This window comes from Pseudomonas sp. NPDC088322, from assembly GCF_044740745.1.
Lineage (GTDB): Bacteria > Pseudomonadota > Gammaproteobacteria > Pseudomonadales > Pseudomonadaceae > Aquipseudomonas > Aquipseudomonas shirazensis.
In genome coordinates this window covers 346,718-361,125 of record NZ_JBIURK010000002.1, presented here as the reverse complement: position 1 = coordinate 361,125, position 14,408 = coordinate 346,718, and the positions used below count along the sequence as shown (strand labels likewise).

At 64.1% G+C, this 14,408-nt stretch carries 10 protein-coding genes; 8 read left to right on the top strand and 2 right to left on the bottom strand.

Annotation, left to right across the window (positions count from 1 at the left end):
- Positions 1 to 5: 5 nt before the first annotated feature.
- Positions 6 to 2,120: a TonB-dependent receptor domain-containing protein gene (locus tag ACIOAU_RS05900; RefSeq protein ID WP_188035828.1), complete on the bottom strand. Its 2,115-nt coding sequence runs from the start codon at positions 2,118 to 2,120 to the stop codon at positions 6 to 8.
- A gap of 479 nt (positions 2,121 to 2,599) precedes the next feature.
- Between ACIOAU_RS05900 and ACIOAU_RS05895 the strand changes: the two genes are divergently transcribed.
- The 8 genes from ACIOAU_RS05895 to ACIOAU_RS05860 are packed head-to-tail and all read left to right on the top strand — an operon-like array spanning position 2,600 to position 13,625.
- Positions 2,600 to 4,699, top strand: a complete 2,100-nt coding sequence (locus tag ACIOAU_RS05895) for a TonB-dependent receptor domain-containing protein (RefSeq protein ID WP_262500052.1) — start codon at positions 2,600 to 2,602, stop codon at positions 4,697 to 4,699.
- Positions 4,699 to 6,420, top strand: coding sequence for an ABC transporter substrate-binding protein (locus ACIOAU_RS05890; RefSeq protein ID WP_224785506.1), 1,722 nt, complete (start codon positions 4,699 to 4,701; stop codon positions 6,418 to 6,420). Before ACIOAU_RS05895 ends, ACIOAU_RS05890 begins: the two co-directional genes overlap by 1 nt.
- Positions 6,417 to 7,349: an ABC transporter permease gene (locus ACIOAU_RS05885; protein ID WP_103437160.1), complete on the top strand. Its 933-nt coding sequence runs from the start codon at positions 6,417 to 6,419 to the stop codon at positions 7,347 to 7,349. Before ACIOAU_RS05890 ends, ACIOAU_RS05885 begins: the two co-directional genes overlap by 4 nt.
- A 19-nt stretch (positions 7,350 to 7,368) precedes the next feature.
- Positions 7,369 to 8,625 (top strand): acyl-CoA dehydrogenase family protein, encoded by a 1,257-nt coding sequence (locus tag ACIOAU_RS05880; RefSeq protein ID WP_188035829.1) that lies wholly within the window; start codon positions 7,369 to 7,371, stop codon positions 8,623 to 8,625.
- Positions 8,626 to 8,639: 14 nt separating this feature from the next.
- A complete protein-coding gene (locus tag ACIOAU_RS05875; protein ID WP_188035830.1) occupies positions 8,640 to 9,995 on the top strand; it encodes an LLM class flavin-dependent oxidoreductase in 1,356 nt (451 codons plus the stop codon).
- 39 nt (positions 9,996 to 10,034) lie between these two features.
- Positions 10,035 to 11,090, top strand: coding sequence for an NADP(H)-dependent aldo-keto reductase (locus ACIOAU_RS05870; RefSeq protein WP_401180625.1), 1,056 nt, complete (start codon positions 10,035 to 10,037; stop codon positions 11,088 to 11,090).
- A 13-nt stretch (positions 11,091 to 11,103) separates the two neighbouring features.
- Positions 11,104 to 11,976 (top strand): ABC transporter permease, encoded by an 873-nt coding sequence (locus ACIOAU_RS05865; protein WP_150569403.1) that lies wholly within the window; start codon positions 11,104 to 11,106, stop codon positions 11,974 to 11,976.
- Positions 11,973 to 13,625, top strand: a complete 1,653-nt coding sequence (locus ACIOAU_RS05860; RefSeq protein WP_401180621.1) for a dipeptide ABC transporter ATP-binding protein — start codon at positions 11,973 to 11,975, stop codon at positions 13,623 to 13,625. Before ACIOAU_RS05865 ends, ACIOAU_RS05860 begins: the two co-directional genes overlap by 4 nt.
- Before the next feature lie 3 nt (positions 13,626 to 13,628).
- Here ACIOAU_RS05860 and ACIOAU_RS05855 read toward each other — a convergent pair whose 3' ends face one another.
- The gene (locus ACIOAU_RS05855) at positions 13,629 to 14,240 is read right to left on the bottom strand and encodes a cell wall hydrolase (protein ID WP_101318973.1); all 612 of its coding nucleotides are present in this window, start codon (positions 14,238 to 14,240) and stop codon (positions 13,629 to 13,631) included.
- Positions 14,241 to 14,408 lie beyond the last annotated feature (168 nt).

The following is a 14,408-nucleotide window of genomic DNA, read 5'->3' as shown; positions in this document are numbered from 1 at the left end:
TGCCGTCAGTAGCGCAGCTCGAGCCCAACATAGGCGCCGATGCCGTCGCCCGGCCAGAACGACGCCGAATCCTGCCCGCGCACGTTGTAGACGGGGGTAATGGCCGAAACATAAGCTTTGTTGGCCAGGTTTTTCACGTCCAGCGAGACTTTCCAATTGCCCTTGGGCGCCTCGTAACCCACTTTCGCGCCCCAGATCGTGTACGAAGGCGCATACAGCGTGTTGGCGTAGTCCACTGCCGTGCGCGATGCTGACTGCACGTTGACGCCGCTGTACCAGCCGCTGTGGTGCTGGTATTGCAACTCGCCTTGATAGACATGCTTGGGGATGCCTGGCAGCTGGTTGTCGCCGAAGGTATCGTCGTTGCGGTAGTAGAAGTCGTTCAGGGTGTAAACCTGGCGCAGGCGCACCTGATCGCCTTGCGGGTTTTCCCACAGGCGGGTGTTCAGGCCTGCTTCGATGCCCTGGTGAATGGTCGGCGTGGCATTGAATGCGCCGGTGACCGCCGCCGCGCCATTGCTGGCCGGGATGATCTGCACGTTGAGCAACTCGTTGTGAATCCACGAGCGGTACAGCGCCAGGCTGCCGTCGAAGATCCCGTGCGAGCCTTTGATGCCGACCTCGAAGGTGTTGCCTTTCTGTTCCACCAGCGGGCGAATGTACGGCAGGGTCGGGCCGGAGCCTGAGTATTCCCAGGATGCCGGCGGGTCGATACTGCGGCTGAGGTTGGTGAATACCTGCAGGTTGGGGCTGAACTCATAGCGCAAACCGACCCGCGGGGCGACGCTCCAGTTGTCGTAGTCGACATGCTGCGGGAAGTCGGTGCGGTTGGGGTTCACCGCGTAGTCGATGTCGGCCTTGCGTCGCACGTTGACGAACGACACACCGCTGGTCAGCCACAGGCCATCGACCAGGTTGAGGTCATTGCCCAGGGCGATCACCCGGTCGAACGAATTCTGATAGTCGACCTTCTTCAAGCTGACCTTGTCGTCATTGGTCGAATTGACCCCACCGCGCAGGTGTTGGGTCGAGGTGAAGGCAATGCTGCTGCGGCTTTCATGGCCGAACAAGGTGTCGATGCGGTCATAGCCGAGCAGCAGGCCGAGGTCGTGCCAGTCCCAATAGCTGGGGTTGGTCGGGCTGCGCGGGTTATTGGTGTGGCGGTAGTCGTGGTAGGAAAAACCGACGGTCAGCCGGGCATCGTCGTCGAAGGTGTAGGTGGTCTTGCTGCCCAGCCAGATGCTGCCGGGGCGGCGCGCACCAGCACCGCTGCTTTCGGCGGTCGCACTGGCCCGGCGTGGGTTGTGCTTGGCCGCGGCGAGGGTCGTCGCGCTTGGGTCATTGTGGAATTCGTCGCGGTAACGCAGCAATACCCGCGTTTCAAGTTTGGGGCTGAAGCGGTAGCCGGCATTGGCAACGATGCCTGAACTGCGCGACAGGCTATAGTCGCGGTAGCCGTCGTTGCGGTAGTTGTCGGCTTGCAGGTAGTAATCCAGGTCGCCCTCGACCCCGCCATAACTGATGCTCTGCTTCTGGTAACCGTAGCTGCCGGCCTCGCCACGCAGGCGCAGGCCGGGCGCGGTATAGCCACTGTGATTGACGAAGTTGACCGCGCCGCCGAGGGTCAAGGCACCGTACTGGAAGGCGTTGGCGCCGCGCAGGATCTCGGTGTAGTTGACCCCTGCGGCGTTGAGGAACTCATACGGCGTACCGCCCGGACCGGTCAGCGGCAGGCCATCGAAGAGAAACTTGATGCCTTCCCGAAAGTAGCCCGGCGAGGTGTTTGCGCCCGAGCCTCGAATGGAGATCTTGGCCGCATCGTTGCCGCCGGTGGACTGCACGAATACCCCCGGCTGATAGCCAAGGGTGTCCTGCAGGTTACCGGTGCGGCCTTTGGCGACTTCTTCGCTGTCGACCACGCTGGTGCCACCAGGGACCTCTGCCAGTTGGCTACTGGCCGCTTGCGCAGCAGTCTGCTTTGCCCCTTGGACGGTGACGGTACCCAGGGTCCGTTCGGTCTCTGCAGCATACAGTGGGCTGGCCAGGGTGGCGCTAAGGGCTGTGGCCAGGGTGGCGTGGCGGACAGCCACACGCAGTTGATTGGGTTGCAGCACGGGCATTGGGGTAATCCTTGAAGTTCATTAGTTAGTTGCCTCGGCGTTCTATGGGCATAGTCAGGCCTGTCACAAATTGCAGAGCAGGTTTTATGCCAGCTTGGGAAAGACACTGCGGGGCGGGGCGCGCCGTCACACAGTCTTCGATGCGTGAGTGAAAAGCACCTTAATTGTTGCTCGGCTGTCGGCATTCAAACACTCAAGGTTATATGTTAATTACTCGAATCAAGGGGTGATGTGGTCTTTGCGAAACTGCTCTGATGGCCGTGCTTGAGCGCTTATTGGAAAGATGCCGGCAACTGTTGGCTGAGCAACAGAGCGGCAACAGTTTGTGCTGGAGCACAACTAGGCAAGGCGCCTGAAGGCCAGTAAACAGGTACTTTAATAGCTGGCACGACACCTGCAGTACTCACTTTACAAGCATTCAACGGTGGCCCTCGAAACAGCGAGGTGCGGCGGTGATATATATAAAGGGAGTATCAGCATTGCGTGCGAAAGTTCGACTTACCGGTCACCCGCTAGGCAACGCCGCCAGTGTGGCAGTGCTGATGGCGCTGCTCAGCCCCTCGGTATTTGCTGCCGGGGAGTCCACCCTCGGCACAGTTACCGTCACCGGCGCCGCAGCCAGTGGCGCTCAGAAGGATCAGAAGCGCCTGCAGAAGGTTGCCGGCAATACTGCAGTGATCGACAACCGTCAGGTCGAGCAGGGCCGTGCTGCCAATGCCGAAGACGTGCTCGCCCTGCAGCCGGGGGTGTTCGCCCAAGGCACCAGCGGCACCGCCGCGAACAAGATTTCGATCCGCGGTTCCGGGCTCAATACCTTCTATCAAGGCTACGTGCTGGGCACCAAGTTTCTTTTCGACGGCCTGCCGATCACCGGTCCCGGCGGCACCCAGGAAGACTTCCTCGACATGCAGGGCATCGACCACACCGAGGTCTTGTACGGCGGCAACGCCTCTGAGTACGCAGCGCTGTCGCTGGGCGGTGCGATCAATTTCGTCAGTAAGACCGGGCGCACCGACCCGGGTAATTACGCCCGCTTCGAGGTGGGCAGCTACGGTTACCGCAAGCAACAGCTGAGCACCGGTGGCGTAGTCGGCGACAGCGACTATTACATCAACGTGCTGCACAACGAGCGCGACGGCTACCAGGACCAGGCCAACAACGAAGGCCGCGGCCTGGCGGCCAACTTCGGTCATGTGTTCAGCCCCAAGCTGGAAACCCGGCTGTTCGTCAAATACCGCGAGGAGCAACTCACCAACGGCAACACGCTGACCCGCCAACAGCTCAAGCACGACCCGCGCAGCAATAACGCCCCGACCGGGCGGCGCAAGGACGGCACCACCTTCATCGGCAACAAGACCACCTACACCTTCGACGATGGCAACAAACTCGAAGTCGGCGCTTCATACAACAACTACCCCTTGCTCAACGGCTGGCGCTACTCACCCACGCCGCAGGACTGGCGCTCCAAGGACATCAACCTGACCCTGCGCTATTTCCGTACCGGCGATCGCCTGTTCGGCCTGCCCAGCGACAGCAGCATCATCTTCAGCAACACCCGGGCTTCGCTGGCTGACGTCAAGTCGCACAATCGCAGTACCGGCGCGAAAATCCAGGAGACCAACTATACCGGCTCGCGGGACACGGTGCTGACGTTCGGCAACGAGCTGCAATTGACCGATGCGCTGTGGCTGTCCTCGGGCTTGTCGTTCGTCAATATCCGCCGCAAGGCCGAGATCGAAGGCACCACGCTGACCACGGCCAACCCCAGCAACCTGCCGACCCGCGTTGAATATGTCGAAAATGACCTGGCGCCGCGGCTCGGCCTGCGCTATCAGATCAACCCCGAATTGCAGCTGTTCGGTAATGTCAGCCGCAGCATCGACCCGCCGGTGACCTGGCAGTTGGGCAGTACTGGCAACCCGTTTCTCTATGATGTGCGGCCACAGAAAGCCACCACCTTCGAAGTCGGTGTGCGCGGCAGTCATGGCATCTTCGATGGCAGCCTGACCCTGTACCGCTCGTGGGTGCAGGATGAGCTGCTGACTGTGGTGGTGCGCCAGGCCAGCGCCACCCAGGACCAACTGACGGCGACCTCGAACGCCAGCCCGACGATTCACCAAGGCATCGAAGCCGGCCTCAATGCGCTGCTCTGGACCGGTGCCAGCGGCGACACCCTCGACCTGCGCCAGGCTTACACCCTCAACGACTTCAAGTACCGCGACGACGACACCTTCGGCGGCAACGAACTGCCAAGCCTGCCGCGCCAGGTTTACCAGGCTGAACTGGCCTACCGCCAGGCCAGCGGTTTCTACGCCTCGCTCAACCTGCGCGCAGCCTCCAGCTATTACATCGATTACGCCAACACCTGGCAGGCGCCGTCGTACCTGCTGTGGGGGGCCAAGGTCGGCTTCCAGGCGCCGAGCCGCAAGTGGGAAGTGTTTGCTGACCTGCGCAACCTCACCGACCAGCGCTACGCCAGTGCGGCCAACACCGCCTACAACGCCAACGGTCGCGATTCTGCCAATTTTTATCCGGGTGATGCGTTCTCAGTCACCACCGGCGTAGCGGTGCGCTTCTGATGGCGGCTGCCCAAAGGCACGTGCTGACGCCGATGCTGCTGGCCAGCGCGCTGCTGTTCGGCGGCTGCTCGCCACCCGCGCCGCCGCACACGGCAAGCAGCCTCAAAGGCGAGGCGGTGACCGCCGTCAACGGCATCATGCGCTACCCGGCGAGTGATTTTGTCGAGCAGCGTGAGGGCCTGCGCGGTGGCACCTTGCGCGTGTCTGCCGCCACCGATTCGGGCAGCTTCGACATCCACGGCTTGTCCCACGGCAACATGCAGTGGTTGGGGCGGATCCTGTTCGATTGCCTGGTCTATCAGGCCGAAGACGGCACGCTGACGCCCTGGCTGGCGAAAGGCTGGGATATCAGTGCCGATGGCCTGACCTATACCTTTCACCTGCGCGATGACGTCACCTTCAGCGACGGCGCGCGGTTCGATGCCGAGACGGTGCGGCTGAACCTTGAGCACATGCGTGACCCGGCGACCAAATCTCCACTGGCGGCCGCTTATATTGCGCCTTACCTCAAGGGCCGGGTGATCGACGAGTTCACCTTCGAGGCGACCCTGCGCGAGCCTTACGCGCCGTTCCTCGACGTGCTCTCGCAGGCATGGCTGGGCATGATTTCGCCGAAGCAGATCCTGGAGGCGCCTCGTAGCATCGCGAGCCGGCCGATCGGCAGCGGGCCGTTCGTGCTCGACAGCTACGTGCGCGATCAAGGCGCGGTGTTCAGCCGTCGCGCTGGCTATGATTGGTCGCCGGCGGCCATCAAACATCAGGGCGAGGCTTATCTGGATCGGCTCGAACTGAGCTATGTGCCCGAGGCGATGATCCGCTACACCGCACTGGAAGCCGGCGACAGCGACATGGCCCTCGACGCACCGCCGCAGAACGCCGCTGCGATCCGCGCCAACCCGCAATTGACCCTGCGCAGCCGGATCCGCAAAGGCAATCCTGCGCGCAGCATCACCTTCAATGTCGAGCGGGTGCCGTTTGACGATGTGCGGGTGCGCCAGGCCATGGCCAAAGCCATCGACCGCGACGGCCTGGCATGGATATCGGGCTTTGGCGAATTTCTCGCCAAGGGCGACTATCTCGCCGTGAATACCCCAGGCTACGACCCGGTCGCGCAGGACGCACTGGCGTTCGATCCGGCCGCAGCCAATCGCCTGCTGGATGCGGCCGGCTGGACCGAGCGCGCTGCCGATGGCGTACGCATGCGCAACGGCCAGCGCCTGCAAGCGACCTTGCTCACCTATGACAACCCGGCGTTTCCGGCCAACGTTGCAGTGGCGGTACAAGCCGATTTGCGCAAGATCGGCTTTGCCATGGCCATCGAAGTACTGCCGCTGACGCGTGTCATGCAGCTGCGCTACGCCGGTGAGTTCGATGCCATCGGTGGCGGCTACTGGCACACCAATACGGCTGACGGCCTGTACATCCTCTACCACAGCAATGCCATTCCCAGCGCGCGTTTGATTGGTCAGAACGTTGGCCATTTTCGTGATGCGCAACTGGACCAATACCTGGGCGAGGCGCGCCGCAGCACCGACCCGCAGCGGCGTCGCGAGCTCTATCGGCTGGCCCAGCAACGGCTCGGCGAGACCGTGCCGGCAGTGCCGTCGGTAGAAAGCCAGATGCTGCTGGCCTACCGCAAGGCCGTCGCCGGCGTGCTGTTCGACGGCTCGCACAATGTCCCTCTGTTCACCAGCGTGTGGCTGGCCAAGGAGCAACCATGAAGTTAGTGGCGACGGTACTGCGCCGCCTGCGCGATGGTGTGATTGTGCTGTGGGCGGCAGCCAGCCTGACTTTTCTGGGCATGCAGCACAGTGGCGGTGATACCGCGCTGGCGATTGTCGGCGGCCCGGATGCAATGCCCAGCGCCGAGCTGCTGGCCCAGGTGCGCGCCGAGTACGGCCTTGATCAGCCGCTGTGGCGGCAGTACCTGAGCTACCTGGGACGCCTTGCTCAGGGTGATCTTGGCGAGTCGTACCGCTTGCGTATCCCGGTGGTGCAGGCGATCGGCGAGCAACTCGGTGCGACCTTGGCCCTGGCCAGCACTGCCGCGTTGCTGGCGGTAGTGCTGGCTCTGGCGTCGGCGCTGCTCACCGCCAACCGCGGGCGGCGCTTGCGGGCGCTGGTATCGGGGGTCGAGCTGGTGCTCTCGGCGGTACCCAATTTCGTCATCGGGACGGTGCTGCTGCTGGCCTTTAGTTTCTATTTCCACTTGCTGCCGCCGTCCGGCTCGGCCGGCTGGCAGTCGCTGCTGCTGCCCAGTCTGGCGCTGGGTCTGCCCATCGCTGCGCTGCTGGCGCAGGTGCTGCGCCAGTCACTGGAACAGGTGCTCGAGCAACCCTTCATCACTCAGGCACGCGCCCGCGGTATGTCCGATACCGGCGTGCGCCTGCGCCATGCCTTGCGCCACGCGCTGGTGCCGTTGGTGACGCTGGCCGGATATGTATTCGCCAGCCTGCTCGGCGGGGCGGTGGTGCTCGAGCTGCTGTTTGGCCGCCAGGGCATCGGCCGCTTGATGCTCGACGCGACTGCCAACAAGGACGTACCGCTGGTGCTCGGCGTGACCTTGCTGGCTGCTGCCATCTACGTGCTGGTCAATCTGCTGGTGGACCTGTTGACCCAGGCCATCGACCCGCGCACTGCCCACCATTGAATCTGCGAAAGGAACCGTCATGAGTCACCCATCGAACACTGCAATCACCGATGCCGAACTGGACGCGCGGTTCGCCCCGATCTACACCCGCATCGGCGCCGGCGCTGTTGAACGCGAGCAGCAACGAGCCCTTGCCCATGAGCCAGTGGCCTGGTTGCGCGCAGCGGGGTTTGGCGCGCTCAGGGTCCCGCACGTCCACGGCGGGCTGGGCGCCTCGCTGCCGCAGTTGCTGCGCCAGCTGGTGCGCCTGGGACAGGCTGATTCGAATCTGCCGCAGATCTTTCGCGCGCACTTTGGCTTCGTCGAAGGTCGCCTGTCGGCAGCCGATGCTGATTCGCAGCAGTACTGGTTTGCCCGCGTTGCCGCCGGTGAGCTGTGGGGTGCGGCCATGGCCGAGCGCACTGACAGCACCAGCAACACGGTGCAATTGAGCGACAGCGGGGAGGGCGGCTATCGCCTCGATGGCGAAAAGTATTACTGCACCGGCACGCTCTACGCGGACTGGGTTGCAGCCGTGGCCAACCATGGCGACGACTTCGTCAGCCTGGCGGTGCCGACCCGCGCGGCCGGGGTTGAAGTGGTCGATGACTGGGACGGCTTTGGCCAGCGCCTGACCGGCAGCGGCACCACCCGCTTCAACCAGGTTGCCGTCCCCGAACGGCACATTCTGCGTCGTTTTGCCAAGCGCGAACTGCGCGCCGAATCGTACCTGACGGCGTTCTACCAGGCCGTTCACCTGGCCACCCTGGCAGGCATCGCCCGGGCTGTCCTGGCGGATGCCGTGGGCTTTGTACAGGGCCGCACCCGCGCGTTCGGCTTGCCCGGCCAGTCGCGACCGGCTGACGACCCACTGGTGCAGCAAGTGGTCGGGCGCCTGTCGAGCCTGGCCTTCAGTGCCGAGGCGCAGGTTGGCGCGGTTGCCCAGAGCCTGCAGGCTGCATCTGCAGCCGGCCAGCTCGGCGCGGTGCCGGAGCAGCTCTACACCGATGCCGAAGTGCACGCCTTCCAGGCGCAACAGATCGTTTTGCCGCAAGTACTTGAGGCGACCAGCTTGCTGTTCGAAGTCGGCGGCGCTTCGGCCACCAGCAACCAGCGTCGGCTCGACCGCCACTGGCGCAACGCGCGCACCCTGGCATCGCACAATCCAGCGATCTATCGCGAGCAGGCGCTGGGCAACTACTACCTCAACGGCATCAGCCCGGCTGCCGCCTGGCGGGCCAAACAGTCGGCAGCCAGTGACGTGCAGCCCACCTTCGATGAAGCCAGCGCTGTCTGAACAGGAGCAACCCCATGACGCAAGCAAAACAGATGAGCCTGGGCATGAACATTCTCGGCTTTGGCTCACACTCCGGCGCCTGGCGTCAGGGCGAGGCTGCGCTGAATGCCTATATCGACGTCGACTATTACCGCAACATCGCGCGCATCTCCGAACGTGGCTGCCTTGACGCGATCTTTCTCGCCGATGGCCCGGCATTGCCACCGGATGTCGCCAGCCACCCGGGCGGGCGCCTGGAGCCGACCCTGCTGCTTACCGCCGTGGCGGCGGCCACCGAACATATTGGCGTCATCGCCACCTGTTCCAGTACCTACAACGAGCCGTTCAACCTGGCCCGGCGGATCGCCTCGCTGGATCACATCAGCGGCGGCCGTGCCGCTTGGAACGTGGTCACCAACGCCGGCGATGCCGCCGCGCAAAACTTCGGCCTCAGCGGCGCGCCGCTGCATGTCGACCGCTATGGCCGTGCCGAGGAGTTCGTCGATGTAACCCTCAAGCTGTGGGATAGCTGGGAGGACGACGCGATCATCGGCGACCGCGCCACAGGCCGCTTTGCCGACCCGAGCAAAGTGCACACGGTGGACTTCAAGGGCGAGCACTTCCAGGTCAAGGGCCCGCTCAACCTGCCACGCTCGCCGCAAGGCCGGCCAGTGCTGGTCCAGGCCGGTTCGTCCGAAGGCGGCAAAGCGCTTGGCTCACGTTACGCCGATGCGATCTTCACCACCCAGACCACCTTGCCCGACGGCCTGGTCTTTTATCGCGAGATGAAACAACGCGCCCAAGCCTGGGGCCGCGACCCGCAGCACTTGAAGATCATGCCCGGGCTGTCGACGGTAATCGGCAGCACCGAGGCCGAGGCCCACGCGCGCTTCGACCAGCTCAACGCCTGGCACGGTGAGCACGGCTTGCTGCAGCAGGTGGCCGGGCGGATCGGCATTGATGCCCGCGAACTGGACCCGGACGCGCCGCTGCCCTGGGCGCAAATCGGCGCTGTAGCGGACTTCGAGCGCGGCTCGCATGGGTTTCTCGAGGCGCAACTGAACCTGGCCCGGCGCGAGAACCTGACCATCCGCCAGCTGTCGCGGCGGATTCTGGTGGGCCACCGGTTGGCCGTCGGCACGCCCGAGCAGGTTGCCGACACCTTGGCCGAATGGTTCCTGGCTGGCGCCGGCGACGGCTTCAACATCATGCCGGACATGTTCCCGTCAGGCGCGCAGGTGTTCGTCGAAGAGGTAGTTCCGCTACTGCAGAAGCGTGGTTTGTTCCGCCGCGAATACCAGGGCCGCACCTTGCGCGATCACCTCGGCTTGCCCAAGGCCGTCAACCAGTACACCCAGGCTAATAGCGCGGGCCTCGCGCGGCTGGCCTGAGACCATCGCCTTCAGTCATTTATCGAAAAGGATCACATCATGCAGTATCGCCGCCTGGGCCATACCGACCTCAACGTCAGCCTGCTCAGCCTTGGCTCGATGACCTGGGGCCACCAGAACACCGAGCAGGATGCCCACCAGCAACTGGACGCCGCCATCGCCGCCGGGATCAATCTGATCGATACCGCCGAGATGTACCCAACGCCGACCCGGGCCGAAACCTGGACCACCACGGAGCGCTTCATCGGCAGTTGGCTTGCTGCAAGCGGTAACCGCGACAAACTGGTGCTGGCAAGCAAGATTGCCGGGCCGTCGCGTGATCCTGCCGGGCAGACGCACATTCGTGACGGCCTCTCGCACCATGATCGGCGCAATATCGTTGCCGCGCTGGATGGCAGTCTCAAACGCCTGCGCACCGACTATCTGGACCTGTATCAGTTGCACTGGCCGGACCGCACCACCAACTTCTTCGGCGCGCGTGAATACCCCTACGTGGATGACCACCCAGACAGCGCTGCAATCGCTGAAACCCTGGCGGTGCTCGACGAACAGGTCAAAGCCGGAAAGGTCCGCCATATCGGCGTTTCCAACGAAACGCCGTGGGGCGTGGCGCAGTTCCTGCGGCACAGCGAACAACGCGATTTGCCGCGCATTGCCAGCATCCAGAACCCGTACAGCTTGCTCAACCGCCTGTATGAGAACGGCTTGTCGGAGTTCAGCCACCGTGACGGCGTGAGCTTGCTGGCGTATTCACCGCTGGCGTTCGGCACGCTGACCGGCAAATACCTCGATGGCGCACGCCCCGAAGGCGCTCGCCTGTCGTCGGTGTACCGCACCTTCAACCGCTACGACAGCAGTGAAGCCAACAGCGCCATCGCCAGCTATGTGCAGATCGCCGCCAAGCGAGGTTTGAGCCCAGCGCAGCTGGCGCTGGCCTTCGTCATCCGTCAGCCGTTCGTAGCCAGTGCCATTACTGGCCAGACCAGCCTGGCGCAGTTGCACGACAACCTCGGTGCGCTGGAGCTGCAACTGGATGACGAACTGCTGGCCGAGATTCAGGCTGTGCATCGGTGTACGCCAAATCCGGCGCCTTGAGCCAGGAGGTTGCATGAACGCGATCATTCCCGCTGCCCAGGTGCCGACGCTGGCAACCAGTGCGCGACTGTCGCGCTGGCGCCCTGCGCGGCCAGGGTTGTGCCTGGCCTGGGCGACCATCGGCTTGCTGTTGCTGGCGGTGGCACTGCCTGGTTGGCTGGCGCCGGCCGATCCTTTGCTGGCTGATGCGCGACTGGCTTATCAACCGCCCAGCAGCCAGTTCTGGCTGGGTACCGATGAGAATGGTCGAGACGTGCTTAGCCGTGTTATTCACGGGGCGCGTGCATCCCTGCTTATCGGTTTCACCGCAACCCTGCTCGGGCTGGGCCTGGGCACCTTGCTAGGATTGCTTGCCGGCCTCGCACCGCGCTGGCTGGATAACCTGCTGATGCGCGCGGTGGATGTGCTGCTGGCATTTCCCGACCTGCTGCTGGCGCTGGTGGTGATCACGCTGTTTGGTCAGGGCACGACCAACTTGATCATTGCCGTCGGCATCGCCGCAGTGCCGCGCTATGCCCGGCTGGTGCGCGCGCAGACCATGAGCATCCGCCATGCCAGCTTCGTCGAGGCGGCACTGACCCTGGGTCGGCGGCCGCTGGCTGTGGTGTTTGCCCATGTCCTGCCCAATGCGGTGCAACCGGTCCTGATCCTCGCCTGCATCGGCCTTGGCGGGGCTATCACCGCCGCTGCCGCGCTGAGTTTTCTCGGTTTTGGCGCTCCGCCACCGGCACCCGAGTGGGGCGCAAGTATGGCAGTGGCACGCAATTTCATGGCCAACGCGCCCTGGCTGATGGCCTGGCCGGCGCTGGCAATTACCTTGACTGTGATTTCCATCAGCGCCATCGGCCGAGACTGGCTACGGCGCAGTGAGGGCAAAGGCCTATGAGTGGCTTGAATACGGCGTCGGCACTGGTCGACATCCGCGACCTGCGAGTGAGCTTCAACGGTGTAGCGGTGGTACACGGAGTCGATCTGCAGGTGCGCGCGGGGCAGTGCGTGGCGTTGGTTGGCGAGTCGGGCTCGGGCAAGAGCGTCACCGCCCGCAGCCTGGTCGGCCTGGCGGGCCCCGGCGCGCAGGTGCAGGCGCAACGGCTGGAGTTTGCCGGGCGCGACCTGCGTGTATTCGACCAGGCTGACTATCAACGCCTGCGCGGCGCGCAGATCGGTTTCATCATGCAGGACGCACTGGGTTCGCTCGACCCGTTGCGGCGGGTGGGTGGCGAAATCGAAGAGGCACTACTGCTGCACTCTGACCTGGGCGCGGAGGCACGTCGTTTGCGGGTGCTGCAGTTGCTCGCCGAGGTCGGCGTGCCTGAGCCGCAGGTGCGCGCTCAGCAGTATTCGTGGCAGTTGTCGGGTGGCCTGCGTCAGCGCGCGTTGATCGCCTCGGCGATGGCCTGCCGGCCGCGCCTGCTGATCGCTGATGAGCCGACCACGGCGCTTGACGCGACCGTGCAGGCACAGATTCTGCGCCTGCTTGAACAACTGCGCGATGAGCAGAACAGCTTGTTGATGGTCAGCCATGATCTGGCAGTGGTGGCACGGTTGGCCGATTGGGTGGTGGTGATGCGCGGCGGACATATAGTGGAGCAGGGCAGTGCCGAACAGATTCTGCAGGACCCGCAAGACCCTTACACCCAGCGCCTGCTCAGCGCCGCGCGTGCCGTCCACTTGCAGCGCCCAACGCAGCCTGCGCTGGCGTTGGTTGAGCCCAGTGCGAGCAGCATTGAACAGCCGGTATTGCTTGCTGCAAGCGGGCTGGGCAAATCCTTTGCCGGCCCCGACGGCAGCGTCCGCCAGGTGTTGAACGAGGTGTCGTTGCAGCTGCGCGCCGGGCAAACCCTGGGTGTGGTCGGTGAGTCCGGTTCTGGCAAAAGCACCCTGGGGCGCATCTTGCTCGGCCTGGAACAACCCGACCAGGGCCGGGTCGAGTTCGCCGGTAGCGACTGGTTGGCGCTCGGCGCCGAGCAGAAGCGGCGGGCACGGCAGGGCATCCAGGTAGTGTTCCAGGACCCGCTGGCTTCGTTCGACCCTCGCTACAGCGTGCTGCGCGTACTCAGCGAAGCGCTGGCGCTGGCCGGGGTGCCGCGCTCCTTGCAGCGGGCCGAGGCGGTGGCGTTGCTGGAGCGCGTGCAGTTGCCTGCCAGCGTGCTTGATCGGCGCCCGCTGGAGCTGTCCGGAGGCCAGCGTCAGCGCATTGCCATTGCCCGTGCACTGGCAATGAAGCCGCGCCTGTTGATCTGCGACGAACCGGTGTCGGCGCTGGATGTGTCGGTACAGGCTCGCATCCTCGCCTTGCTGGCTGAACTCAAGGCCGAGCTGAACCTGGCCTGCCTGTTCATTTCCCATGATCTGGGTGTGGTCGAGCAGGTCAGCGATCATGTGCTGGTGATGCAAGCGGGCAGGGTGGTTGAGCAGGGTAGCGCTGCTCAGGTGTTGGGCCAGCCGCGCCATGCCTATACCCGGGCGCTGCTGGATGCGGTGCCGACGTTGCCACCTGCGCAGCCACTGTGGGTGCGCCGCCTCGCGGTATAAAGCTCAGCGCGCCAGTGCTGGGTTAGGCTTGTAAAAAAGGAACAGCCTGGTCTCGGCAGTCTTGCGGTAAGCCCTGGCCCAGGCTGGCCGCGCCGAGCGGTCGTGGAAATACAGGGCGCCATTGGTAGGGTCCTTGAGCTGCTGGTTGAGCGCCTTGCGGGCGATTTCCTTGGCAATGTCGTAGCGGTCCTTTTCCTCGACCTGGTCAGGACGCCCGTCGCACCACCAGGAAAACTGGCAACTCTTGCTTTCGACCCCCTGCTTGACCACGCCGCAGATGGTGTCAGGGAAACCGTCCTGGCCGAGGCGATTGAGCACCACGCTGGCGACTGCGCTCATGTCCTTGGCATCGGCCTGTTTGGCCTCCCAGTAGATGGTGCGGGCCAGGCAGGTGATGCTGTCGTCCATCGGCGCCTGGCCACTGGGATCGACCGCCATGACCTCGCCTGAAGTCAGTGCCTCGTTTTTTTTCGGCGGCGGTGCGTCGTTGACGACCTTCTTCTCGAGCGCTTCGGCCTTGTCTTCGGCGACCGCGGCGGTGGGTGCATCGGCGGCAAGGGTGGGGCCTGCGAGCAGGGCCATGAACAAAGCAAAAATGATCGCTGACGCGCGCATGACGAGCCTCGCAGGTGGGTGCTGGAGGTCAGTCTAGCTGCCGCTGCGTTGGGCTGCCGCAACCTGAGCTGCGGGCTGGAGAGGAACCGCTTCGTGCTGGGAGGCGGCGGGATGCGGCGCAATCATTGTTGTTCGGCCGCTCGCGAAGGAGTCGGCTGCACTTGAAGG